Annotated in this window: 22 protein-coding genes; 6 read left to right on the top strand and 16 right to left on the bottom strand. The window is 63.2% G+C overall.

Annotation, left to right across the window (positions count from 1 at the left end; genetic code table 11):
• Position 1: 1 nt before the first annotated feature.
• On the bottom strand, positions 2 to 1,195 hold the full coding sequence (locus K6G35_RS21850) for an acyl-CoA dehydrogenase family protein (protein ID WP_008651469.1): 1,194 nt from the start codon (positions 1,193 to 1,195) through the stop codon (positions 2 to 4).
• Positions 1,196 to 1,408: 213 nt separating this feature from the next.
• Here K6G35_RS21850 and K6G35_RS21845 point away from each other — a divergent pair, with 213 nt between their 5' ends.
• Positions 1,409 to 2,923: a class I adenylate-forming enzyme family protein gene (locus K6G35_RS21845; protein WP_495677084.1), complete on the top strand. Its 1,515-nt coding sequence runs from the start codon at positions 1,409 to 1,411 to the stop codon at positions 2,921 to 2,923.
• A 10-nt stretch (positions 2,924 to 2,933) separates the two neighbouring features.
• Positions 2,934 to 3,926, top strand: a complete 993-nt coding sequence (locus tag K6G35_RS21840) for a tripartite tricarboxylate transporter substrate binding protein (RefSeq protein ID WP_008651466.1) — start codon at positions 2,934 to 2,936, stop codon at positions 3,924 to 3,926.
• Between the two features lie 86 nt (positions 3,927 to 4,012).
• Here K6G35_RS21840 and K6G35_RS21835 read toward each other — a convergent pair whose 3' ends face one another.
• Positions 4,013 to 4,810, bottom strand: coding sequence for an enoyl-CoA hydratase/isomerase family protein (locus K6G35_RS21835; protein ID WP_008651465.1), 798 nt, complete (start codon positions 4,808 to 4,810; stop codon positions 4,013 to 4,015).
• 173 nt (positions 4,811 to 4,983) lie between these two features.
• On the opposite strand from K6G35_RS21835, the gene K6G35_RS21830 reads away from it, so the two are divergent.
• A complete protein-coding gene (locus tag K6G35_RS21830) occupies positions 4,984 to 5,886 on the top strand; it encodes a LysR substrate-binding domain-containing protein (RefSeq protein ID WP_017513681.1) in 903 nt (300 codons plus the stop codon).
• 45 nt (positions 5,887 to 5,931) lie between these two features.
• Here the strand turns inward: K6G35_RS21830 and K6G35_RS21825 are convergent, their stop codons facing one another.
• The gene (locus tag K6G35_RS21825) at positions 5,932 to 7,464 is read right to left on the bottom strand and encodes a class I adenylate-forming enzyme family protein (protein ID WP_495677083.1); all 1,533 of its coding nucleotides are present in this window, start codon (positions 7,462 to 7,464) and stop codon (positions 5,932 to 5,934) included.
• A 215-nt stretch (positions 7,465 to 7,679) separates the two neighbouring features.
• Positions 7,680 to 8,642 (bottom strand): Bug family tripartite tricarboxylate transporter substrate binding protein, encoded by a 963-nt coding sequence (locus tag K6G35_RS21820; RefSeq protein WP_495677082.1) that lies wholly within the window; start codon positions 8,640 to 8,642, stop codon positions 7,680 to 7,682.
• A gap of 313 nt (positions 8,643 to 8,955) precedes the next feature.
• Between K6G35_RS21820 and K6G35_RS21815 the strand changes: the two genes are divergently transcribed.
• The 3 genes from K6G35_RS21815 (at position 8,956) to K6G35_RS21805 (ending at position 11,924) form a co-directional block, all read left to right on the top strand.
• Positions 8,956 to 10,089: an esterase/lipase family protein gene (locus tag K6G35_RS21815; RefSeq protein WP_495677081.1), complete on the top strand. Its 1,134-nt coding sequence runs from the start codon at positions 8,956 to 8,958 to the stop codon at positions 10,087 to 10,089.
• Positions 10,076 to 11,131, top strand: a complete 1,056-nt coding sequence (locus K6G35_RS21810) for a lipase secretion chaperone (protein WP_495677080.1) — start codon at positions 10,076 to 10,078, stop codon at positions 11,129 to 11,131. Before K6G35_RS21815 ends, K6G35_RS21810 begins: the two co-directional genes overlap by 14 nt.
• 190 nt (positions 11,132 to 11,321) lie before the next feature.
• Positions 11,322 to 11,924, top strand: coding sequence for a TetR/AcrR family transcriptional regulator (locus K6G35_RS21805; RefSeq protein ID WP_495677079.1), 603 nt, complete (start codon positions 11,322 to 11,324; stop codon positions 11,922 to 11,924).
• A 54-nt stretch (positions 11,925 to 11,978) separates the two neighbouring features.
• On the opposite strand, the gene K6G35_RS21800 is transcribed toward K6G35_RS21805, so the two are convergent.
• From K6G35_RS21800 to K6G35_RS21745, 12 genes are all read right to left on the bottom strand, one after another.
• Entirely contained in the window at positions 11,979 to 12,959 is a 981-nt protein-coding gene (locus K6G35_RS21800; RefSeq protein WP_008651446.1) for a Bug family tripartite tricarboxylate transporter substrate binding protein, read from the bottom strand.
• Positions 12,960 to 13,024: 65 nt separating this feature from the next.
• Complete coding sequence (locus K6G35_RS21795) at positions 13,025 to 14,596, bottom strand: AMP-binding protein (RefSeq protein WP_008651444.1); 1,572 nt, start codon at positions 14,594 to 14,596, stop codon at positions 13,025 to 13,027.
• A 303-nt stretch (positions 14,597 to 14,899) separates the two neighbouring features.
• On the bottom strand, positions 14,900 to 15,331 hold the full coding sequence (locus K6G35_RS21790) for a hypothetical protein (RefSeq protein ID WP_008651442.1): 432 nt from the start codon (positions 15,329 to 15,331) through the stop codon (positions 14,900 to 14,902).
• A gap of 353 nt (positions 15,332 to 15,684) precedes the next feature.
• Complete coding sequence (locus K6G35_RS21785; RefSeq protein WP_495677078.1) at positions 15,685 to 16,860, bottom strand: porin; 1,176 nt, start codon at positions 16,858 to 16,860, stop codon at positions 15,685 to 15,687.
• Positions 16,861 to 16,979: 119 nt separating this feature from the next.
• Entirely contained in the window at positions 16,980 to 18,182 is a 1,203-nt protein-coding gene (locus K6G35_RS21780) for an MBL fold metallo-hydrolase (RefSeq protein WP_008651439.1), read from the bottom strand.
• Between the two features lie 35 nt (positions 18,183 to 18,217).
• Positions 18,218 to 19,174 (bottom strand): Bug family tripartite tricarboxylate transporter substrate binding protein, encoded by a 957-nt coding sequence (locus K6G35_RS21775; RefSeq protein ID WP_008651437.1) that lies wholly within the window; start codon positions 19,172 to 19,174, stop codon positions 18,218 to 18,220.
• Between the two features lie 155 nt (positions 19,175 to 19,329).
• The gene (locus K6G35_RS21770; protein ID WP_035884457.1) at positions 19,330 to 20,136 is read right to left on the bottom strand and encodes a TetR/AcrR family transcriptional regulator; all 807 of its coding nucleotides are present in this window, start codon (positions 20,134 to 20,136) and stop codon (positions 19,330 to 19,332) included.
• Positions 20,137 to 20,221: 85 nt separating this feature from the next.
• On the bottom strand, positions 20,222 to 21,469 hold the full coding sequence (locus tag K6G35_RS21765; protein WP_008651433.1) for an MFS transporter: 1,248 nt from the start codon (positions 21,467 to 21,469) through the stop codon (positions 20,222 to 20,224).
• Positions 21,470 to 21,534: 65 nt separating this feature from the next.
• On the bottom strand, positions 21,535 to 22,293 hold the full coding sequence (locus K6G35_RS21760; protein WP_186426083.1) for a maleate cis-trans isomerase family protein: 759 nt from the start codon (positions 22,291 to 22,293) through the stop codon (positions 21,535 to 21,537).
• A 19-nt stretch (positions 22,294 to 22,312) separates the two neighbouring features.
• Positions 22,313 to 22,762, bottom strand: a complete 450-nt coding sequence (locus tag K6G35_RS21755; protein ID WP_495677077.1) for an acyl-CoA thioesterase — start codon at positions 22,760 to 22,762, stop codon at positions 22,313 to 22,315.
• On the bottom strand, positions 22,759 to 23,919 hold the full coding sequence (locus tag K6G35_RS21750; RefSeq protein ID WP_008651427.1) for an FAD-dependent monooxygenase: 1,161 nt from the start codon (positions 23,917 to 23,919) through the stop codon (positions 22,759 to 22,761). The genes K6G35_RS21755 and K6G35_RS21750 overlap by 4 nt, the downstream gene beginning before the upstream one ends.
• Positions 23,916 to 24,794, bottom strand: coding sequence for a VOC family protein (locus K6G35_RS21745; protein WP_035884456.1), 879 nt, complete (start codon positions 24,792 to 24,794; stop codon positions 23,916 to 23,918). Before K6G35_RS21745 ends, K6G35_RS21750 begins: the two co-directional genes overlap by 4 nt.

Here is a 24,794-nt window from a genome sequence, read left to right as displayed (position 1 = left end):
CCTAGAAACCGATGATCATCTTGGAGATGATGTTCTTCTGAACCTCGGTCGAGCCACCGTAGATCGTGGTCTTGCGCATGTCGTAGTAGGTCGAGGCAGCCGGTGCCGCCCATTCCGCGCCACTAACGGGCTGAGGCGCGCCCAGCTCCATCCAGTCCGTCGAGTAAGGCCAGCCGTTCGGGCCCGCCACCTCCATCTGGAGCATGGCGATGTCCTGCTGCAACTCCGAGCCACGGATCTTGACGATCGACGCTTCCGGGCCGGGGGTGCCCGCGGCCTGCGTGGCCACGCGCAACAGCAGCATTTCCAGCGCCATCAGATCCATCTCGAGACGGGCGATCTTGTCGCGCATACGGACGTCGTCGATCAGGCGGCCACCGCGGCCATCGGTGGTCTCGGTGGCGTACTTCCGGAGCAGGCGCAGTTCGCGGTAGCAGTGCCCGATGCCGGCGATGCCGGTGCGCTCGTGGCCAAGCAGGTACTTGGCGTAGGTCCAGCCCTTGTTCTCCTCGCCGAGCAGGTTCTCGACCGGTACCTCGACCTCCTCGAACCAGGTCTCGTTCACGTCGTGGCCGCCGTCGAGCGTCTTGATCGGTCGCACGGTCACACCGGGCGATTTCATGTCGATCAGCAGCATCGAGATGCCTTCCTGGGCCTTGGCTTCCGGGTCGGTACGCACCAGGCAGAAGATCCAGTCGGCGAAATGCGCCATCGTCGTCCAGGTCTTCTGGCCATTGACGATGTACTTGTCGCCACGGCGCACGGCGCTGGTCCGGAGCGAGGCGAGATCCGAACCGGAACCGGGTTCGGAATAACCCTGACACCAGAACTCTTCCACGGTCGGGATACGTGGCAGGAAACGTTCCTTGTGCGCGGCGCTGGCGTACTTCATCAGGACCGGGCCAATCATCGTGAGACCGAACGGCAACATGCGCGGAGCGCCAGCCCGCAGCGTCTCGATCTCGAAAATCAGGCGCTGCAGCGCGTTCCAGCCCGTGCCGCCCCATTCCTTCGGCCAGGTGGGGGCGCCCCAACCATGCGCATGAAGGATGCGGTGCCACCGCACGTAGTCGTCCTTCTCCACACGCCTGTGGCCCAGTACCTTGTCGCGAATATCGGTCGGCAAGTTGGCCTGGACAAAGGCGCGGACTTCCTCTCGGAAGGCTTCTTCTTCCTTGGTGAAACGCAGGTCCATGAATCTGTCTCCGGTCTGATGAACAGATTCTATGGGTGGCCGGGCCGGGCTGGTTCAAGTTTGCCGAATCCTGCCTTTGACAACGCGAAATGCACACAGCCGACCGTTTCAGCGCCTCGAAGCCGCCCCTTGCCATTTACGAATGGCGCCGGCCAGGCTTTGCGGCGATGCTGGCCGGACTTTTCCCCCGCAACACAAAGGACGGCAATTCCCGTGACCACCCGGATTCATCACTTGCTAGACCGCTGGCTGACCGAGTCGCCCGATCAACCGTTCATCCATCTGCCGGACGGCCGCAGCCTGACCTTCGCCGATCTGGGCGCGCTGACCACCGCGGCCGAAGCGGAATTGCTGGCGCTAGGCGTCCTGCCGGGTGACCGCGTCCTGGTCGTGGCGGAAAACTGCCCCGAACACGCCGCGCTGATCCTCGCCTGCAGCCGTGTGGGGGCGTGGTCCTGCGGCGTCAACGCGCGGATGGCTCCGGCCGAAATCGACGCTTTCGCCGCCAAGGCAGATGCCCGGGTGATCTACTTCACCGCGGCGGCGTCACGTGCCGCATCCACCCATGCACGCCGGTTCGACGCCGTGCCTTCCGCGCTGAACGGCATGGAGCACAGCCACGTCCGCGCCGACGCCATGCCGGAAGGACAGCCGCTGCAGGACCAGGTGGCCGCGCTGATCTTTACCTCCGGCACCACCGGCGAGCCCAAGGGCGTGATGCTCACGCACGATGCCCTGATTCACTTTGCCCGCGTGACTTGCGAGGCCCGCGCGCTGAGCCCGGTGGACCGCAGCTATGCGTTTGTGCCGATGACCCACATTTTCGGACTCGGCACCGTCCTGCTCAGTTCGCTGCTGGCCGGCGCGCAACTGGTCATGCGCCCGCACTTCGATCCGACCGACCTGCTGGATGCGCTGGCGCACTGCGGCGTGTCGCAATTGCAGGGGCCGCCGACGCTGTATTCGCGTCTGCTGGCGCACCTGCAACATGAGGGCATCACGACACCCACGGCGCCCGCGCTGCGCTACCTCTACACCGGTGCCGGTCCGCTGGATCTGTCGCTCAAGCAGCGTGTGGAGGCCACCTTTGGCCTGACGTTGCACCACGGCTACGGGCTGTCCGAGTACGCAGGCTCGGTGCACGTGACGCGGCTTGGCGACCGGCGTGCCGATACCAGCGCGGGATATGCCGTGGCCGAGGCCGAAGTGCAGGTCACCGACCCCGTCACCGGCACACCGTTACCCCTGGGTGAACGCGGCGAGCTGTGGCTGCGCGGCCGGGGCCTGATGCCCGGCTATTTCCGCGATCCGGATGCCACCGCGAAAGCCATGCGCGAAGGCGGCTGGTACGCGAGCGGCGACCTTGGCGAAATGCACGCGGACGGCGCCCTGTTCGTGGTGGGGCGCCTGAAGGAAATGATCATCCGCTCCGGCTTCAACGTCTATCCGGCCGAGGTGGAGACCGCGCTCAACACGCACCCCAGCATCCAGCGCTCGGCTGTGGTCGGCTGCCGCGAAAGCGATGGCAACGAGGAGATCATCGCCTTCGTGGAACTGCGCCCCGGCGCCACGCTCGACGTTGCCGCGCTGCAGAACCACCTGCGTGAACGTCTGGCCCCGTACAAGCGCCCCGCGCGCATCGTGGCGCTGCCAGAGCTGCCAACGAATAACAACGGCAAGATCCTCAAGCGCGAGCTGCAGGAACAGGCCGCATCACTGCTGTCATAGGAGACTCCCCATGCAAGCCCCCCGTTCCTTCGCCATGCGCAGGCGGCTTCTGGCCGCCGGCCTGCTCGGCGCCGTCGCGCATCCGCTTTCCGCGCTCGCGGCCGATACCTGGCCGTCCAAGCCCGTGCGAATGATCGTGCCATTTCCGCCTGGCGGTCCGGTGGACACCACGGCGCGCATCTTCGGCCAGAAGCTCGGCGAGATGTGGAAGGTCCCGGTCGTCATCGACAACCGTCCCGGCGCGGGTGGCGTGATCGGGGCGACCGTCGCGGCGAAGGAACCTGCCGACGGCTACAGCCTGTTCGTGGGCGCCATCCATCACTCGGTCAATCCGTCGCTGATGGGCAAGCTGCCCTATGACATCGAGAAGGATTTCGCGCCGGTCAGCTTCGCGACGATGTATCCGATCTTTGTGGTGGTGCATCCGTCCGTGCCCGCCAACAACATCAAGGAATTCATCGCGTACGCAAAGAAGAGCGACAAGCCGCTCGCGTTCGGCTCTTCCGGCAATGGCGGCGGTACGCATCTGGCAGGCGAACTGTTCAACATGGAAGCCGGCACAAAGCTGCAGCACATCCCCTACAAGGGCAGTGCCCCAGCCATGAGCGACCTGCTCGGCGGACAGGTGCAGGTAATGTTCAGCGACGCCCCGACTGCCCTGCCGCACATCAAGACGGGCCGCATCAAGGTGCTCGGCGTGGCCAGCCGCCAGCGCTCGGCCATCCTGCCCGACGTGCCGACCGTTGCGGAATCGGGCCTGCCCGGCTACGAGGCCTACTCATGGGCCGCGCTGTTCGCGCCGGCCCACACGCCGCAGCCAATCCTCAACAAGCTCAACGCCGATTTCAACGTCGCCATGAACGACCCGGCGGTGCGCCAGCGCATGGTGCAAGCCGGCGCGGATGCCGATCCGGGCACGCAGGAACAGATGCGCCAGCGACTGCACAGCGAAATCGAGAAATGGAAGAAGGTCATCCAGACAGCCGGAATTACGGCCGGGTGACGGCCGGGTGACGGCTGGGTGACGGATGACCCTGAGGGTGACGTGAGACCGGGGGCGATGCCCCCGGCAGCCATCAGTCGCGAGAGTCAGTCCCGGGAGGCCGCAGGCCAGCGGAACAGCGGCGGCTCCTTTTCCTTGAAGCGGCGCACGGCTTCGCGGTGGTAGCTGGTGGTGAAGGCGATGCCCTGCCCCAGCGACTCCATTTCCAGCATGGCACGCACATCGCTGCCGAGCGACTGGTTCAACGCGCGTTTGGCCATGGCGAATGCAGCCGGCGAAGCGCCGGCCAGGCCACGAGCCAGCTCGTCGGCGCGGGCATGTAGCTTGTCCTGCGGCACGATCTCGAACACGGCGCCGATCTGGCGCGCTTCCTCCGCGCCGATTTCGCGCGCGCTGAACACCAGTTCCCGCGCTTTCGCCATGCCTACCACTCGCGGCAGCGTGTATAGCGCGCCGCAATCGGGCACCAGGCCAACTTTCATGAACGGCATGCAGAAGCGCGCGCGCGGCGACGCCACGATGAAATCGGCAAGCAGCGCAATGCTGAAGCCGGCCCCATAGGCCACCCCATCGACAGCCGCAACCACGGGACGATCCAGATCCACCAGCATGGCGATCCAGCCATGCATGTCGTCCATGCGCGCGCGGCCCGCATCCGCCTCCGTCACGTTCATCGCGCGGATGTCGCCACCGGAGCAGAAGTCCTCGCCGGCGCCGCGCAACACTACGGCGCGCACCGAGCGGTCGGCGCGAATCCGCTGTACTGCGTCGCATAGCCCATCGCGCATGGAACCGTTCAGGGCGTTCTTCTGCTTCGGACGGTTGAGCGTCAGCGTTGCCACGCCATCCGAAATTTCTACCAGCAAGCCGTCTTCTTCTGTCATGCCTGTCTCCATTTTTCGTCTACCACGGTCAGCTTGGCCGATCCTTGGCCATCCCGCCATTTGCATGTGTTGAATCCTGCGTTCGCCTGCGCGGAAGTCCCCCCCGTAGTTGCGCGAATAGATCGAATGGGCCCGTTGGGGGGATAATCGCTGACTATTCTGGAGACAACGTCATGCGCTTCGACCTGGTCGATCTGAATCTCTTCACGCATATCGCTGAGGCCAGCAGCCTGACCCGCGGTGCAGAACGTTGCCACCTATCCCTGCCGGCTGCCAGCACCCGCATCAAGAACCTGGAAGAGCAGGTTGGCGTCAAACTGCTGAGCCGCAGCAGCCTCGGCGTCAAGGTGACGCCGGCGGGCGCGACGCTGCTTGCGCACGCGCGGCGCGTGCTGCGCCAGATCGAGCAGTTGAGCGGCGACCTGCAGGAGTATTCGTCCGGTATCAAGGGGCATGTACGCGTGTTCGCCAACACCACCGCAATGAGCGAGTTCCTGCCCGGGGTGCTGCGTACGTACCTCGTCAATCACCCCGACGTGACGGTCGACATCCGGGAGCGCCTCAGTCCGGATATCGTCAGGGCCGTGCAGGAAGGCATGGTCGATATCGGCATCGCCGCCAGCGGCGTCAACATGGATGGCCTGGAAGTGATGCCCTATCGGCTCGACAGGCTCGTGCTGGCGACTGCACTCAGCCATCCGTTTGCCCAGAAGAAGCGGGTACGCTTTGTCGAAACGCTCGACCAGGATTTCATTGGCCTGCCCGAAGAAAGCGCCATCCACAACTTCCTGAAGCGCGCCGCATCGGACCTGCAGCGCAACCTGCGCTGGCGCATCCAGGTCAGCAACTTCGAGACCGCCGCGCGCATGATCGAGGCAAACGTGGGGATCGGCGTGCTGCCGGAGAGCACCGCGCGCCGGCTTGCCCAGACCATGGCGCTGAAGATCGTACCGATCGAGGATGAGTGGGCCGAGCGCAAGTTGCAGATCTGCGTGGCGGACCTGGACGCGCTACCCGTGTTCGCGCGCAAGCTGGTGGAACTGCTGGTCGAGGACGGCATCGGCAACCCGGTCTGACGATTGCCGACGCCCCGAGCCGCTCATACCGCGGCTAGACCCCGGCTAGACCAGTTCCGCAATCATTCCCCGCAGCCGGTGCTTGTGCAGCTTGCCGCTGGCCGTCGTCGGCACCGCCGACACGCGCACGATGCGCGCCGGGCGCTTGTACGGCGAGAGCCTTTCGGCAAGGTAGGCGTGAAGATCCCTCTCGTCGAACGTCTCGCCTTCGCGAATCTCGACGAACGCGATGATCTCCTCGTCGCCGTCTTCCGCCGGATTGCCGACCACGGCAGACAAGCGGACCGACGGATGCGAGTTGATGACCGATTCCACTTCGATCGGATAAACACTGAAGCCCGAACGGATGATCAGATCGCGCGTTCTGCCCACGATGAACAACGCACCATCCTGATCGATGCGTCCGATGTCGCCCGTATTGAGCCAGCCATCGGGGCGCAATGCCTCCGCCGTCTGTTCGGGTGCACGATAGTAGCCGCGCATGACACCCGGGCCTCTCACCCACAATTCTCCGGGGCTGCCCTCCGGCACTGGTTCGCCACCCGGCCCCACCACGCGCAACTCCGCGCCTTCCACGATTTCCCCGGCAGAGCTGTCGCTGCGCGGCCGGTCCGTGCGCGTGATGAACAGCGAGCCTGCGTACTCGGTCATGCCATAACCGTGATGCAGCGGCTGGCCGAACATCGCCTCGACGTTGCGCTTGAGCGCGAGATCGAGCGGGCCACCGCCGGTATAGAGATAACGCAGACGCTTCGGATGCAGCGTGGTAACGCCGGTCTTGCCCAGGTAAGCCAGGATGCGACTGAACATCGCCGGCACACCCTGCAGGATCGAGATATCGTCGCGTTGCAGCGCCGCGCAGGCATCGGCCACGTTGAAGCGTGCAACCAGATACAGGCTGCCACCGGCCTGAAACGTGGCGAGCAGCAACGTCGCCAGTCCGAAGATGTGCGACATCGGCATGATCGCGAACGCGCAGTCTTCCGGCCCCATCCGGCGGATTTCCGCCGTCACGCGGGCGTAGTGCAGCAATCCGCGATGCGTGACCATCACGCCCTTGGGTTGGCCTGTAGTGCCTGACGTGTAGATCAGCGCGGCCACGTCGCGCGCCAGTTCGGCAGGCTCGCGCTCGCTGCCGGCATCCGCGTCGGCGGCCATCAGCGGACCTAGGCCCGGTGGCGAGATTTCGCGGGCGCGATAGCGCAAGCCATGCCGCAAGGCATCGGGGGATGCGGCATGCGTGAAGAGCATCAGCCGCGGTGTGCAATGCGCGCGGATCTCCTCGATCTCACGCGCAGTCAGCCTGGCATTCGTCACAACCGGCCACGCACCGAGTTCCGACAAGGCGAAGATCAGCGTGATCATGGCCAGGCTGTTCTCCGCGACGATCAGCACGCGATCGCCGGCGCCGACACCCTGCGCTTCGAGATAGCGCTGGGCCAGCTCGACGCCCTCCCAGAGTTGCGCATAGGTGACGACACGGTCGCCCTCGCGCACCGCCACATTGTGCGGGGTACGGGTCGCCCAATGGCGGGGGATATCGCTGATCCGATGCGCGATCGGTCGCTCCTGCGGCATCTGGCTCAAATCCTCATGGAGAGTGGAACACGGCCCGACCGGGCCCGATCAGGGCGCGGTCGGGTCACACGTCGAAGTCTAGGGTCAGCAAGGTGCCAGCGCAATTCGCCGTTCGAAAAGCAGTACTTCGCCCGCGCGAAACCGCCGGGTGATCCGGCTTGCCCGACCTCCATTCTTCGACCACTTATGCCTCGCTTATACCTCGCTTATACCTTTTACTCGACCTCGATATTCGCCGTCTTGACCACGTTGCCCCAGAGCGCGAGTTCCTTCTTGATACGCCCTTGCAGCGCGGCCGGGCCGGACACGTTCAGGTCATAGCCACCGTCGACCATCCGCTCCCGGTAGGCCTGATCCTGCCCCACAGCCTGCTGCGCCTTTACGAGCCGATCCGTCACATCGGCAGGCAGCCCCGGAGGACCAACCAGCGCGTACCAGCCCGTCAGGTCGTACTGCTTGAGGCCGGATTCGACCAGTGTCGGCACATTGGGCAGCGCGGGGTTGCGCGTCTTCGACGTCACGGCGAGCGCACGTACCTTGCCGCCCCGGATATGGCCGATGGCCGTTCCGGTGATATCGAACATGAAGGTCACCTTGCCGCTGATGACATCGGCCATGGCCGGCGCGTTGCCCTTGTATGGCACGTGCAGCATCTTCACCCCCGTCATCTGCGCAAGCAGTTCCGCCGACAGATGGTTCGACGCACCCACGCCCGCAGAACCGAAGCTCACTTCACCCGGATGCTTGCGTGCGTACGAGACCAGCTCGTCCACGTTCTTGGCCGGGAAATCCTTGTTGATCAGCAGCACGTTGGTGTAGTCGGTGATCAGGCCGACATAGCTGAAGTCCTGTGCCGGCTTGAAACTGACGGACTTCTGGATCAGCGGCGTCATCGTCATCGTGGGGCTGGCCACGAAATAGAGCGTGTAGCCGTCAGGCTTGGCGCTGACCGTCATGCCAGCCGCGATGGCGCCGCTGGCACCCGCGCGGTTATCGACGATTACCGGCTGCTTGAGCACACGTCCGAGGTAGTCCGCGTAGATGCGCGCGGCGGTATCAACCGGCCCACCCGGCGCATACCCAACCAGCAATCTGATGGGACGGGATGGGTAGGCATCGGCAAGTGCCGAGCCGTTCGCAAGCACAAGCATTACCGCGGCAAGAAAAATTCGTAGCATTGTCTCCACCTGTTTTCTGCATCAGGACTTCCATTGCTCACCGGCTTTATCGCGAGTTTGTCGTGCGGTGAGTTGGGGGAGACTTTGCGGCAGACCCGCTGGGCCGGCAATTTGCATTTGTTGAAGGTGGGCTTTGAGGATGCGATAGCGGGCCGCCGCCCGTGGCCGTTACCGATAGTGCGGAGCCCTCCCAAGGGATAACCCCGACATGCGCGAGTGTTTGGAGGAAACCACCTAAGGTTTTGATTGTGCTCGCAAAGTCAGGTGCCTTTACTGTTTCAAACAACAATGACACCACCACCGAGGAGACCAGATGGAACACGGCAATCGTCGTGGGCCCGGCCGGGCTTGCGCGCATCATGGCACCGTCACGCAGAAGACAGGGACACGCAGGTTCACGAGCGCCATCGCGGGGACTGCGGCAGGGACTGCGGCGGCCATCGTCGCAGCCATCGCCATGGCCTGGCCAGCCAGTGCCGCGGCCACCAGCGACTATGCAAAGACACGCTATCCGATCGTGCTGGTGCATGGCCTGACCGGCGCGGCAAAGATGGGCGGCGTGATCGACTACTGGTACGGCATTCCTGAGGTGCTGCGAGCCAATGGCGCCACGGTCTACGTGTCCACGGTGCCGTCGTTCAACAGCGATGAAGAACGCGCACTGGCACTGCAGGCCTATGTCCGCGCGGTCAAGCTGGAGACCGGCGCCGACAAGGTCAATCTGATCGGACACAGCCAGGGTGGGCCCACCTCGCGGATGCTGGCTGCCATGTCGCCGCAGGATGTGGCATCGGTGACGACTATCGGCAGCCCGCACCGTGGCAGCCAACTCGCCGACGTCGTGCTGGACGTCATCAACGGCATCAGCAGCATTCCACTTGCGGGGCCCGCGCTGGTCAATGTGATTCAGGGCGCAACGGATCTTCTGGGCTGGTTCAACGGCATGTTCAATGGACAGGCGCTAAACCAGGATGCGATTGCCTCGGTGCGCATCCTGACCAGCCAGGGCGCCGCCGAGCAGAACGCGCGGCTCAACGCTACCCTGGCGCCTGGCTCGCAATCCGCGCTAGGCCCGGATTGCGACACCCCGGGAGCAGTAGCCGAGCAACGGCAGGGGCGCAATGCCAACGGAAATCTCATCACCTACACCCAGGCCGCTTACTCCTGGACCGGCCGGGGCGGCCCGATCAACCTGCTGCGCTCGAACCTGCTTGACCCATCCACGGCAGCCATGGCGGCCGCTGCCGGTGTCATGGGCATGAAGGGCGCCGGCCCCAACGACGGGATGGTGTCGGTGTGCAGCGCCAAGTGGGGACGCGTGCTTTCCACCGACTACTACTGGAACCATCTCGACGAGATCAATCAGATGCTCGGTATGTATCAGGACGTCGACCCACGCACGGTGATCCTGAATCACGCCAACCGCTTGCGCAATGATCAGCTCTGAGCGAAGGCCAGGGGTCACCCTGGTCCTGGTAGTAGCCGGGCTCGTGGGTGCCGCCGTCTATTGGGCAACGGCACCCACGGAACCGGCGCAAGGTCCACTGCCGGCGCGGTCCCGCACGGACGCAAGGTCGGAGCTATCGGCATCACCCGCTGACAGCATCCGCGCGCGAAACATCACCGAGATGCCGTCGTTGGCGGGCGTCGATATTCCACCCGGCCCGGAAGCCGACGCGCAAGGCAATCTGCGCCTGACGCGCGCGCTGCGCACCTACTTCGACTTCTTTCTGAGCGCCAGCCATGACGCGGGCGACGCCGCGGCATTGGACCAGTTGGTGCGCGACGACATCCGCAAACATGTGCCGCAACCGGCCGAGGACCAGGCGTGGCAACTGTGGCAACGCTACCGGGCATACCTGTCCGAGATGCAGCCCAAAGCCTCCGATGGACCGATAACCAGTGTGATTGGCGCGCCAGAGACCAGTCAGGTGCAACGCCTGCGCGCATTGATCGCCGACCGCAATGCCGCGCGAGCGCGCCACTTGCCAGACGTCGTGGCCATCTGGTTCGACGACGAGCAAGCCTACGACGACGCCATGCTCGCGCGCCTGGAGATGGCCACCCAGCCTGGCCTCGACGACGCCGAACGACGGCGCCGCCTGTCCGCACTGGACGCCACGCTGCCCGAGTCTGTACGTGCCGCTCGCGAAGCCGAAGCAAGGCCGCAGGCGATCAGCAAGACGATTGCCAATATGCATACGGCAGGACGTAGCCCTCAGGAGATCGGTGCGTCCCTGGCTCAGGCATACGGTCCCGAGGTCGCCCAGCGCTATCAGCAGCAGGCGCAGGCCGAGCAGGCCTGGCAGCAGCGCTACGACGATTACGCAGCCCAGCGCTCGCAGATCGTGTCGTTCGCCGGTTTGTCGGAACAGGACCGCGCGCAGCAGCTTGAAACGCTGCGGCGGCAAACATTCACCAATCCAAGTGAAGCGTTGCAGGCCGAGGTGATGGACAAGGCTGTGGGGGGACGACGGGCGGCGCAGTGAGAGCGGTGCCATCTCCTGCAAGGTGCCTTCTCATGTCAGCCTGCTTCGGCACGGCGAATCGCGATCTCTCGGAGTCGCGCGCCCGCCCCACGCAGGCGTACCCTCCCGACCTTCACGTGGAATCCACTAAGATACTGGCTTCCTGACTCACGCCCTGCTCGCCTTCTGCGCCCGGCACGCCTCACATCCCATGGCAACACGACGTACCGACGAAGCCTTCCTCGAGGAATTGACGCACCTGCTGATCACCACGGGTGTCTCGTCGCTGACCATCGGCGAGATGGCTCAGCGCATGCGATGCTCGCGCCGGCGCTTGTACGAGATCGCTGAAACCAAGGAGGAGCTGTTTGTTCACGTCTGCCGCAATGTGCTGGAAGCCAATCTGGAAAAAGGCTACGCGGCAGCCAGGCGCGCTCCCGACGCAGCGCGCGCCATCTCGGCCTATATGCATGCCACGCTGAATGCCACGGGGCTGAGCAAGGCAGCCCTTACCGACCTGGACGCCATCGAGACCGGCCGCAAGGTGTTCGATGACTACCAGCTCGCGCGCGTGCGCGGACTGGAAAGCATGATCGAGGAAGGTGTGAGACAGGGGCTGATGGCCCCGCACAATCCGCGCCTGGTTTCCGAAGCCATCCTGGGCGCGGCACACCGTCTGCGCAACCAGCAGTTCCTGCAGCAGACCGGCATGAAGATCGGCGATGCCTTCAGCGAATTCTACGAACTCATTCTGAACGGCCTTTTGGTCAGGCCGTCAACGCCCACCCCACGGGCAAAGCAACCCCGCGGCTGAGCGGATACCTCCGTTCCCGCCACGCAGGGAAGGCGCCGAGCCGACGCTCGCCGCCTACTGCGGCGGTATGTTGGCGGCTCGGATGACGCGCCCCCATTTCTCGTATTCCTCCTGCACAAATCGGCTGCTCTGTTCGGGGCTATCCACAATGGGGATCAGCGCTGCGGCATCCAGGGTCTTGCGCAGATCGGGGTTCTTCTGCGCCTGATTGATGACCTGGTTCAGGCGCGCAATGGTAGGCGCCGGCGTGCCCTTTGGTACGAATGCCGCCATCCAGCCCACGACTTCAAACCCAGGCACGCCGGACTCTGCCACCGTCGGCACATCGGGAAGCTGAGGCGCGCGCTTGGCGGTGGTAACGGCGAGCGCCCTTACCTTGCCAGACTGGATCTGAGTGACCGCTGCGCCAATGTTGGCGAACAGGAAATCGACGTGCCCACCCATGAGCGCGCTCATGGCTTCGGAGGGACCGCCATATGGCACATGCGTATAGTCGAGGCCCTTCACGTCCTGCTTGAGTAATTCGGCCGCCAGATGCGCGGAACTGCCGACGCTGCCGGAAGCGTAATTGACGCGGCCAGGGCGCGCTTTCACGTACGCCAGGAACTCGGCGAAGGTCTTCGCCGGGAACGAATTGCTCACTAGCAGCACGTTGCCATTCAGGCCGAAGATCGCCACGGCCTGGAAATCCTTGAGCGGGTCATACGGCGTTGCGGCGATCAGGCGCGGGTTGATGGCATGGGTGACGTTGGTACCCAGCAGCATCGTGTAGCCGTCAGGTGCGGCATGGGCAACGAAATTGGCGCCGATGGTAGCGCCAGCGCCCGCCTTGTTCTCGGTAACGAGCGGCTGCTTGAGGGCATCGCCCATGTACTTGGCGAAAGTACGCGCGGTCAGGTCTGTCACGCCGCCGGGCGCGAACGGCACGATGAAGCGGATCGGCTTGGAGGGATAGCTGTCCTGCGCGTGCACGGTAGTGCCGGCAAAGGCAAGCGTCAGGGCGCACGCGCCCAGCAGTTTGCGGGTCAAACCCATGATTGTCTCCTTCTCTTTTTTGGATGGCTTTGCGCGACACCTTCATGGCCGGTGCCGCTGCGACTTCAGGCTACTTGTCGGTCTTTGCCGTTCCAGTAGCTGCCGCGGATGGCCTTGCGGTCGATCTTGCCAAGCGCGGTCATCGGCAACTGCTCCGCGAAGATCACCGTCTTGGGCGCATTGACCACGCCTTTCCTGCTCTTGACGAACTCGACAAGCTCGCCCGCATCTGGTGTCTGTCCCGGCTTCGGCACCACAATGGCCGTGACGGATTCGCCCCACTTCTCGTCGGGCACACCGAACACCGCGGACATGGCGATGGCCGGGTGTTGTGCCAGGCAATGTTCAACCTCGCTCGGATAAACGTTGAACCCACCGGTGATGATCATGTCCTTGGCACGATCGACGATGTAGAGGTAGCCCGCCGCATCGCGGCGCGCCATGTCACCGGTATGCAGCCAGTCGCCAGCGAATACTTTCTCGTTCTCTTCGGGCCGGTTGAGATAACCATCCATCACCAGCGGACCGCGCACGCACAACTCGCCGACTTCGCCGACCGCCACTTCTCGCCTCGCACTGTCTAACAACTTGACCTGATTGCCGACCATGACCTTGCCGCATGAGCTCAGCAGGTGCGAGCGAGACAAGTCATGGTCGCGCTTGGACAGATAGCTGATGGTCATCGGCGCCTCGGCCTGACCGTAGACCTGGCCGAATACCGGGCCAATCCTGTTCAGTGCTTCCTGCAGGCGAGACGGCGCAATCGGCGAGGCGCCATACAGCACCAGCTCCAGGCTGGACAAGTCCGCCTCCGCGAGGCCAGCGTGATCCAGCAAGGCGTAGATCTGCGTTGGCACCAGAAAGGTCAGATTGATGCGATGCGTTGCTACCCGCGTCACAAAGTCAGACGGGGTGAACTTGTCACACAGGTACACGGTACCGCCGCGCAAAAGCGTCGGCAGGATCAGGCTGCCCGAAGCATGTGAAATCGGCGTGGTCACCAGATAGCGGATCTGCTGCGGCCATTCATACGTCGCCAGCATGGCCTGCAGCATCGTCACCACCGTGCGGTGCGTATGGAGGATGCCCTTGGAGCGACCCGTGGTACCGCCGGTGTATGAGATCTTGCTGATCTCCGCGGCGTCGTCGCCCGGTTCGAGCTCCGCGTCGTCCATGGCCGCCGCCTGACTCGCGAGACCAGCACCGAGCACGCCGTCGTCCAGCGGCATCATCAGCACGTTTGCAACACGCGCCTGCAGGACCTGCGCGCGCGCCGCGAAACGCGCATCGTCGACCACCAGCGCTTTCACACCGGCGTCGCCAAGCACGAAGGCGTGGTCCTCCTCCGACGCCATCGGATGCAATGAAACCGCCTTGAGTCCTGCAAGCTGCGCCGCGATGATCGCCACGACTGCCTCGACTCGATTGCCCACCAGAAAGGCCACGACATCCTGACGTTCAAGGCCGCGTGCATGGAACAACCTGGCCATGCGGTACGAGCGCCGGGCCAACGCTTCATAGGTGAGTGTCACACCGTCCTCGACCAGCGCCAGGGCCTGGGGACAAGCACGAAAAGCAGAGGTGTAGAGCTGCGCGATCGTGGCGCAGCCGTATCGGGCGGATGCCTGGGGGGCCATTCTGTCTCCATTGCCTTGTTTTAGGTCTGAAGGCAATGTAAGTCCCATTTCGGTACCATGTCAATCATACTGGTACCGAAAATTCCGGGTGTATCACCCCCTGCCTGTCTCGCCTGATGCGGCGCCGGCGAACAAAAAGCCGCCCAGTTGGGCGGCTCAATAGCTCTACTCCATCGTCAGACTCCGGCCAGTGCCAGAATCGCTTCAACGCAGCCTTCAATGTTGGGGAGTCCCTGGAACGCTTTCGTGTCGACTAGGCACCAAAACCTGCCCGCTCACCAAACCGACGTCGTTGTCCAGGAATCACCCACGCATTCGCAGCAGATCCGCGTAAGAGACCAGCTTGTGCTTCTCCTGGGCAAGCGTCTTTGGCTTTGACTCCGGGCGGGTTTTTTTGCCGCGCTCGAATTCGACAATAGCGCGTGCGTCCTCCCGCGCGTAGGTTCGTGCGGTCCTGGCTTCCGCTTTCCGGCGCACGGCCTCCTGCCGTGCGGCAATACGTTCCTCTCGGGCAACGTCTTGCGCCGCCGACAGGATTTCGGCTTTTAGCAGATCACGCCTTTGCTTGGCTGCGGCACGGGCAGCTTGCAATTGCTCTTTCCGTTGCCGAATCCAGTCCTTCATGTTGACCGGGGCCGGCCTGGCCTCTGGCGGCACACTCAGGCGCAAAGCCCTGCTGATTGAAACTCTGTCAGCCCGAAGCGCGCGCTGCGCGTCCTGTTTGGCATCACTCACACTGCCTCACTCTCTTCGACCAGCACAAAAGTGCTCGCCCATGCACCACATGTTGAAGTCTAGGAACTCATCGTAGCGACCTTACCATAGCACTTCATCTCGAACGTCGATGACTATGCTCCAGACATGCCGCACGGCCGACAGCCCCCGGCAACAGCCAGAGCTGAGGAGCGCGAGCGCGAACAGCCAAATAGTGAGAAGCAGTGTAGCCATACGCAATCCAGCGGCCGTCGGAAGGACGCAGCGTCGAGCACTCTGGCCGACTGACGACGCTGGGATGCCGCTGCATTTCCGTCCGATTGCGCCTGCCAACAATCGGCAGCACGGGATCGGACGGTATGTGTTCGGGTGCGTCAGAATTTGTGACGAACGCCAACCGACACACCCACCATCGACGAGTTGCCGTTGCCAAGCACATAGCTGTTACCGAGCGAGAGGCTATTCGCATAGGCAATCAGCGCAGAGTCAAGCATCAAACCTGCATTTTTTGCGTAGGCGGCCGACAGGTACACATCCGTTCGCTTCGAGAAGCTGTAATCGGCAATCAGGTTCACCTGCCAGGGATTAGCGACGCTCGTGTTACCGAATACATTCCGGACCTTGTCATAGTCGTACTCGAGCGTGAGACTGAGCGCCGGCCCTACCTGATATATGCCACCAACCCAGAAGAAGTCATCTCGCCCGATTGTCGCGCCCGCCGGTGTCTTGTTTTGCCCCCAACGATAGCCACCCATGATGCGCCCCCAAGGCAGGCTGTAGCTCAGCGCCGCCGTCGCCTTCTTGAAACTGCCACTGCTCGCGCTGGTTGTCGTGCCAATGGTGGGATTGAACTGGTCGTACGCGATGGCTGCCCACAGCGAACCGCCAGCGTAGGACAGAGACGCGCCATAAGCACTGTCTCTTCGCGCCTGACCCGGTACTTCGCCATTGCCACCGATCGCCAGGCCTGTCTGCACAGTCTGCGGCAAAGCCAGACCAGTGCCAAAGGAATAATGCGCAACGCCGGTGAACTGGCCCGCATTCAAGGTGTACTTGATCGTATTGTCTTCACGGAAGTTCGCACCGGTAAAGAGCGTGATCGGCTCGTACTGCGTGGCAAAGTACGCCGGCACAAAGTTTACGATGCTGTCGAACAACGAGGTGTATTGGCGCCCCAGACTGATCTGGCCATAGGTCGCGTTCTTTATCCCCACAAAGGCCTGCCGACCGAACAGTCGGCTCGACTGTTGCATCGTGCCGGTGTCGCCGCTGAATCCATTTTCGAGCACGAATACAGCTTGCGTTCCTGCGCCAAGGTCCTCAACGCCGCGGATACCCCAACGGGAACCGGACAAACCGCCCGAATTCATGCGAACGACGTCATGCCCCGGTCCTGGATTAAAGCCATTGGCCGCTGTAGGCACCGCGCCCACGTGGTTCACGTACTCGATGCTTGCGTCGACCACCCCGTAGAGCGTAACGCTCGACTGGGCCAATGCGGAACCCGAGCACGCGGCCAGGGCAACTGCTGCAAAACGATTCAATTTCACCACTATCTCCTTTGTTGTCGTGATACATCTGGCTTGCAGGCATCTTCAGCCTCGCCGTCGGGACGAGCGCAGGCCGCACGCCGAGGGCGCGCAGTTGCCATAGGAAAAAATCTGGAAAGCTAGGGGGTGCTACCCGCGCGCAGTTTCGATTCCGGTGCAGCAGGCACAAGAGGAATCCACAGGAGATCGCGACCAACGATCACCTTCCCCGAAAAGCCTTGGCTGGCTGCTGCCCATCGGTGGGGATCGCTGTCGGCGGGCGCCAGATGCGACAGGACGAGGGTCTTGACGTGAGCCGCTTCGGCGACGGCACCGACATCCGATGCGGCGGTATGCGCATGAACAAGATGGTGCGCCTTGGCTTCCTCTGCCGCGCTCCGGGGCTTCGGGTACAGGGAATCCACCCAGGCGGTGTCGATCACCTCATGCACCAGCACATCGGCACCTTGCGCCAACCGAATCAGATTCGGGTCAGGGCTGGTATCGCCTGAGAAGACAACGGACCCAGTCGAGGTGTCGAACCGAAATGCGAATGCCGGATAGACGGGGGCATGGTTCACCAGTATTGCCGTCACCCTGACGTTCTCGTCACGGTAGATCTCGAACGGAGCCATCGCCGGCGCGGGATCGCGATCAGGATCAACGTCAAGGCCTGCAGGCAGCGTGATATCCATCACATCGACGCGGCTATGGGGATTCGGCTTGCGGCTATCCAGAATGTTGTCGTTGATGTCCGCGGCGAACGCACGGTACAGCGCCTCGGTCATGGCAACCGTGCCAGGCATCGGCTGCTCGGGTGCCACGACATCCGCCACCCCGTCGTTGCCACCGCTCGCGGGCGGGAGTTTTCCGCGTGAGCCGGGCCCGATCACCTTGAGTTTCTGACGCCGTTCGGCCAAGCCGTCCGACGCACCAAACAGGACGAGCGACGGATAGTCCACGATGTGGTCGGCGTGCAAATGCGTGATAAATGCCGCTCGTAATGTTTCGAGGCCGCGTCCTGGTGGCGGCGCGCCCAAGCCCGCCTGGAAGTAGCGTCGCAGCCAGCCCGCGCCGAAATCGACAAGGTAGACCTGGCCATTGACCACTACCGCGGAAGCGATTCCCGCAGACTGCGAACCTCGCCAGGAGGTCCGGCCGCCGGCCGTTCCCAGCAGTACGAGGCTGGCGCCGGACTGCGCCGCCGAGGTACTGTGCGGCTGTCCGATCGAATCTGCATAGGAAGTCGAAGCCAGGACGGCGAGCGCCGCGCATGCTCCCGCACAAAACAGGCGGAAGCCGATGACCGGGCCGGTCCCTGCCCGGGAAAAAAGATCACGCATATGTTCTCCGAAGGAAGATCAGCACTGGATCGGCATCATTCCGGCTTCACGCCGGCGTCCGAAATCACCTTCTCCCAACGGAGCTTCTCGGCCTCGATGAACCTTGCGCCTTCCGGCCGCGACATCGGCATTGGATACGTGCCCAGGTCCTTGAGCCGATCGACAAACGGCTGCTGCGTCAACGACTGGTTGACGGCAGCGTTGACGCGATCCAGCACCGGCGCTGGCGTCCCCTTGGGCGCGAAGATCGTGAACCAGCCCTTGGCGACAAGACCGGGCGCGACGTCCTTGGCCAGCGGAATGCCCTCCAGACCGGGCAGGTTCACATCCGAAGTCACGGCAAGCGCCTTCAGGCGACCGCCACGCACCAGGGGCACGAGCGGCGCGATGCCATCGACATAGACCGGGATATCGCCCTTCACCACAGCCTGGATGGCTTGAGTTGTGCCGCTGAAACTCACCTGCCGGAACTTTGCCTTTTGCAACTGCCCCATCATCTCCGCCGTGAGATGGGGAACGGAGCCACGGGTCGGACTTCCGATCACGACGTCGTCAGGACGTGCCCTGGCGTCCTTGATGACATCGCCAAGAATTTTGTAGGGCGTCGCGGGGCCGGTCACGAACATCATCGGCGTGTACGCCAGCGTCGCAGCCACTTCCGTGTCGCGCTGGATATCGAATTTCGCTTCCTTGTACATGACGGGCGTCGTGACAGCCGCCGCTGCGTGAAACAGCACAAGCGTGTACCCGTCGGCCGGCGCCTGCTTGAGCGCGCTCATCGCGACGATGCCGTTACCGCCGGGCTTGTTCTCCACAATCACCTGCTGCTTCCAGGCGCTGGTCAGGCGTTCGGCAACCTGCCGGGCGATGATATCCGGCGCGCTACCCGCAATTGATGGCACGAGAATCCGAACCATCTTGTCTGGATACGTGCTGGCAACGGCCGGCAGGGCCAAGGCTAGCAACGTCAGTGCGAGAAAGGGGCGTTTCATGTTGTCTCCACGTCTGGCGTACCGGCGACGTCATCGTCGCGGCACTTATTTGATATACCATCAAATAATGATTGTAGTTTTATTGACTGCATCTCAAATAAGTAGATACCACTAGCGAGGTGGCATCGAGAAAGTGGGGGCCCCCGTCCTACCGGTTACGCGGAACGCGCGCTTCTTTTCTTCGCAGGTTTTGCTTCGCGCTGCCAGGCAGCGATGCCGTCGAGCGTAATGCGAAGTCCTTCTTCAAAGGCGGTATCGGAGGACAGTTGCGAGAACGATCGGCTGACAAAGCGCGCACCGGGATACTGCTCGGCCGATACCGAATCCAGCTTGTTCTGAATAAATGCCTGGTGATAGGCAGGCAGTTGGCGCGAGGCTTCCGCCATGCTTGCCGCGACGAGGTACTGCGCCAGCAAGTGGTAACCCAAGGCGACTTGCTCGGCGGAAAAACCGCCCTGCATGATCGCCGATGTCATCCGGTTGAAGAACTCCAGGCCATAGTCGGTTTCGCCCGGCTGCACATCCTGGAACAGACGGTACCGGTTATGCGACGCCACATAGTTGCTGACGCCGGGGTTTTCCACTGCCACCTGGAAACTGAGCCGCGCGATGCGCTCGACGTCCGCGCGCCAGTCGCCCGTCAAAGGCGGGATCCGCAGGGTGCGCTGGCGATAGTAATCGTTCAGTACACCTGATACCAGTTGATCGCGGCCACCAAGGTAATAGTGGATCAGCCCCGGTGCCACGCCAAAGTCCTTGGCAAGCTGGACCATCGAGATCTGGTCCAGCGGCAAGGTCTTCGTCAGCTTGATCGCATGCTGCAGGATCGTCGTGCGGCTGAGCATGGGCTCGGCGCCGATCGGGGACTCCGTTTTCGGTGGTCGGCCGCGTCGACGCGGCACCGGATTGGGCGTGGGCTGTGCGGCAACCTTGGCAGCGGGCGACTTACGGGCGGCAGGCATGGGCGTTGGACGATCAGACCGACTAGAAATTGGTGGTATGCCAATTCTATCCCCGATCACCCCACATGCCATCCACCGCGTACCCCTAGGCTGACGCCACCGCCGTTACGTCCTGCCCTTTCGCGCCAGCTCTGTAGCGTCCGAGAGACAGGACCAGCGCGGCGGCAGCCAGCAGCATGCAGGGCAGGATCAGCAACGGCACATCGTAGCTGCCATGCCGATCGAACCAGGCGCCCAGCCCGATCGGACCGATGACTGCACCCAAGCCGTAGCCGGAGAAGGCAATGCCAAACAGCGAGCCAAACGAGGCCAGACCGAAGTATGACCGGACCAGATAGGAAATCAGGTCGCCCTCCGCCCCAATAGTCAGGCCGATGAGCGTGGTTGCCACCAGCAACGCGGCGTAGTCGTGAGTCCCGCGCAGCAGGAATACCCCGACCGCGCCCCCGACGAAGAAGACGCTTGCCACCAGTGGCGCATGGATTTTGTCGATCAGTAGCCCGGTGAGCAGACGCCCGACGAGGAGCCCAACGCCGACCATCGAGGCGCTCCGCGCAGCCATGGCCGCATCGAAGCCGCGATCCGCGAACAGCGATGGGAGATGCGGCCCCAGCGACAAGGTGGCCGCAGAACTCAATACGAACACCAGCCAGATCGCCCAAAGCCGGTAGCTACGCATCGCCACAGCCAGCGCTACACCTTCCGGCACATGCTTTACCCCACGACTACCGGAGAACCGCTCCCGCAATAGCCCGCAGGCCACCAACGAAAGCGCGACCGAGCCAACACCCAGACCCACATAGGCCATACGCCAGCCGAATGTCGTGACCAGAAACTGCGCCGTGATCGGCAGGATGACGGTGCCAGCCCCGAGGCCACACATCGCAATGCCCAGCGCGAGGCCCAGACGACGATCGAACCACTGGGGCAGCACTGCAAGGTAGCCCAGCACCGAGGTCGCCGCACCGGACACGCCGACAACAACCGAGAGCGCCACCCACATCAACATGCTGCCGTTTTGCAGTGACATCGCGGCAGTGGCCAGGCCAAAGACGATCGCCGAACACACGATCACCCGACGAACACCGAAACGGTCCATCATGGCGCCAACGATGGGGCTGACAACGGCCAGCCCGAACATCGACGCCGCATACGACAGGGACGCCTGCGAGCGTCCCCAGCCGAACTCAGCGGCCAGCGGCCTGACGAAGACGCCAGCCGTGGCATTGAACAAAGGGGCGTATCCAGCCAGCATCCCGAGGGCGGCACCGAGGATCACGCTAACGTAAATCCAGCCGGCAGCACGGGGCAATACTTGGGGGGCGTCATGCATATCACGGTCTCCGTGGTCATGGCGGCGCCTTACGTGGGCAGCCGCCTTGTGGTTTGCGCAGGGGCTCAGCGCAGTCCGGTCTGGCTGCCCAGATAGGCGCCTGCGCCCGGCGCCGTGGCTTCCAGGCCGAGCCTGCGCAGCATCTGCCTCACGGTACAGGCTGCCGTCGACGTCACCGGAATGCCAAGCGCTTGCTGAGCGGGCTCGAGCGCCGCCAGCGACGGCATCTGCACGCAGGCGGACAGGACCACGGTGTCCACACCCTTGGTGTCCAACCGTTTCACGTCTTCGAGCAGTCGTAGCGGATCCCGCTCTCCAACCTCAAGGTTGTCGAGGATCGAGAAATTGATGACATCCTTCACTTCGATGCCTTCGTGCTCGATGTACTCGACGACGGTTTTCGTCAGGGCATCGCTGTACGGGGCCATCAATGAAATGCGCCGGGCTCCGAAGTCCTTCAGTTCCTCCACCAGCGCGCCGGCCGATGTCATGATCTGCGGGCGATACGGCGCGTCCCCGATGGCGGCACCGAGTTCCTCAATGACCTGACGGTGATAACCGTTACCCATGCACATGGTGGCCACCAGGCACGCCGTGCTCATGACATCCACGCGGGCGTCGGCCAGTTCCAGCGCGCAGCGGCCCATGTCCCGGTTCATCCTCTCCAGTTCCTCAGCCACCACGCGATGCATGCGCACGCGGCTCGCGTGGAAACTGAATTGCTCTGGGAGCACCTGCATGCGGGCATTGAAGATGGCAGGGACTTCGCGCTCCATCGTGATGTTGGAGCTGGGCACGATTTGCCCGATTCGGTACTTCGACATTGTTGTTTCCAGAAACAGTTCAGAGCGCTGGCGACAGAAAGCGGGTCAGCACCGCGCGCAGCGAATCAGGAATTTGCGTGCCTTCGCGCCGGTCCAGCCGCACGCAAATCGGCGAGAACATGGCGTCGAAGACCGGGGCGCCGTCGGGTCGGCGGGCCACGCAGCGGATATCGAACGATCTGGTCCGAATGGCTTCAACCGTGCACGTGATATCGATCACGTCATCCGGCCAAAGCGTGCCGATGAATTCGAAACGCATGGCCTTGCATGGGGTACCGACGCCGTGGACCTCTCCCAGCCGGCCGTCGCCGCCCGCCATGTGCGCGGTATAAAGTCCAACCGCGCCGAGCAGGTAATCCGTGAAGCGGCCGGTATAGACGACACCAGCCGGATCACAGTCGCCCCAACGCACGGTACGCCGCACCACGAACGGGCTTTCGCTCAGCACGTACTCCGTGGCGCGCATCATGATTGCCCTTCTGCCGCCACGGCCGCGACTCCGCCGGCAGCCAACTCGGCCATCAACGCCGGAAACTGAGCCCGCAGACGTTCCGCGTCAATACGGCCGGTACGCGTCATAAAGCGAAACACGAACTCGTGCGGCGTAGGAAGATCCATCCATTCCCGAATGCGCTCGTACCAGTTATACGACGCCTCGGAAGCGCTGATCAGCTTGGCCTTTTCCGGTTTGCGCACGGCTTCGTACTGCTCCAGCGCGGCCGGCACATCGTCCGGGTGCGCCACGATGGCGTCCGCCAACGCCATGGCATCCTCCATCGCGATCCGGGTGCCAGATCCGATCGAGAAATGCGCACTGGTCAGCGCATCGCCAATCAGGACCTGCTTGCCGACATGCCAGTTGGCATTGAGGATCACCGGGAACTGTCGCCAGATCGAATTGTTCGAAACCAATCCGTGGCCAGCCAGTTCCGGGGCAAACACTTTCTCGAAGAGCGCTTGCCGCGCTTCGGCACTCATTTCTTCCATGCCGAAGTCGACCCAGGTCTGGTGGTCGCACTCGGCCACGAATGTGCTCATCGAATCGGAGTACGGGTAATAGTGGGCCACAAAGTAGCCACCCTCGTACTTGCGAAACACCAGAGCCGGACTCGCAAAGGGCTTTGCCACGCCGAACCAGGCGAAGTGATTCGTCAGTGTGCGGCGCGTCGTGCCAAAGGCCGCTTCATTGGCGGTACGCAATTGCGAGCCGATACCATCCGCCCCGACGACGAGATCGGCATCGAGCGCATCGAAATCGGCAATGCGTTTGTTGTACGTCACCCGTACGCCAAGCTCTTTTGCGCGCTGCTGCAGTACAGACAGCAGACTGATGCGGGGAATGGCACCACCACCTGCACCGGGCTTCTTCATGACGATGGGATGCTCGTGACTAACGATCGAATGCTGGTCGTTGAACCGCATGGCCTTGGCCAGGCGGTCCACCACGATCGGCGAAGCTGCCCGAAGATTCGACAGGCCTGTGTCGGCCAGGACAACGCCGAAGCCAAACGTCGCATCCTCCGGGTTCTGCTCGAACACGTCGATGTCGACCTGCGCCATCCGCTCCTTGAGCAGGATCGACAGGAACAGCCCCGACGGTCCGCCACCAATGATCGCCACCTTCATTGCGCATCTCCCGGAGCCACCACGAGCGCATCCATGTCGAACTGGCGAATGCTGCCCGCCAGGCCGCCGGTCAGCGCCCCGTACCAGACCGCCGGCTTGAAGCCGAGCTCCTTGCGCCGGAACTGCAGTACCGGATTGCCGTCGATGCGCACGTAGCCATTGCCAATGGCCGTGGTCTGATAGCCAGCGGTCTTACGGGCCACGTCGATCAGCGGCGCAAACTCGGGCACATCGAGTACATAGACCGAAGCCTTCTCGCCATTCGGCGCGGCGCGCTCGATACGCTCCGCCTTGCGCTGCCAGACCGGCTCGATCGATGCAAAGGCGGCGCCCTCCTCCCGCGCGCGTTCGAGTTCGATGGCGGAATCGATCGTGAACGCGGCATCCTGCTTGTCGGCGTCGCTGAACGGGCGCACCTGCCAGGTGATCTCGATCGGGTATCCGTTCGGATCGTTGAAATAGATCGACTCGATGACCTCGTGGCGAATCTGGTAGCGCAAGGGAATGCCCACCGCCTCCACGCGCTGGCGCCACTGCAGCAACTCGGCTTCGTCGCGCACTCGCCATGCGGTGTGCGTGGCGCGGTCCTGGTAGTGCTCGCGCACGGTCAGCCAGTCGGGCCGCTCGGTACCGATGTAGTAGAAGAAGGCGATCGTGCTGCCATTGCCGCTATCGAAGAAGAAATGCAGGAAGTCCGCGTGATTGTCGGGTCCCCACCCTTTCGCCGAAATCGCATGCACGAGCGGAAGGCCCAGCAGGTCGCGGTAGAAGTGCACCGTTTCCGCAAGTTTCCAGGTGGGCCGCGCTGTGTGATGGACGCCGTGCAGTGCAACGACGGGCACGTTGGCGTGGGCGCCTTGCGTGGATTGGTTCAT

The sequence above is a fragment of the Cupriavidus sp. HY129 genome (assembly GCF_059492215.1).
Note: the sequence above shows the minus strand (reverse complement) of the source record. Positions and strands in the feature narration are given on the sequence as shown.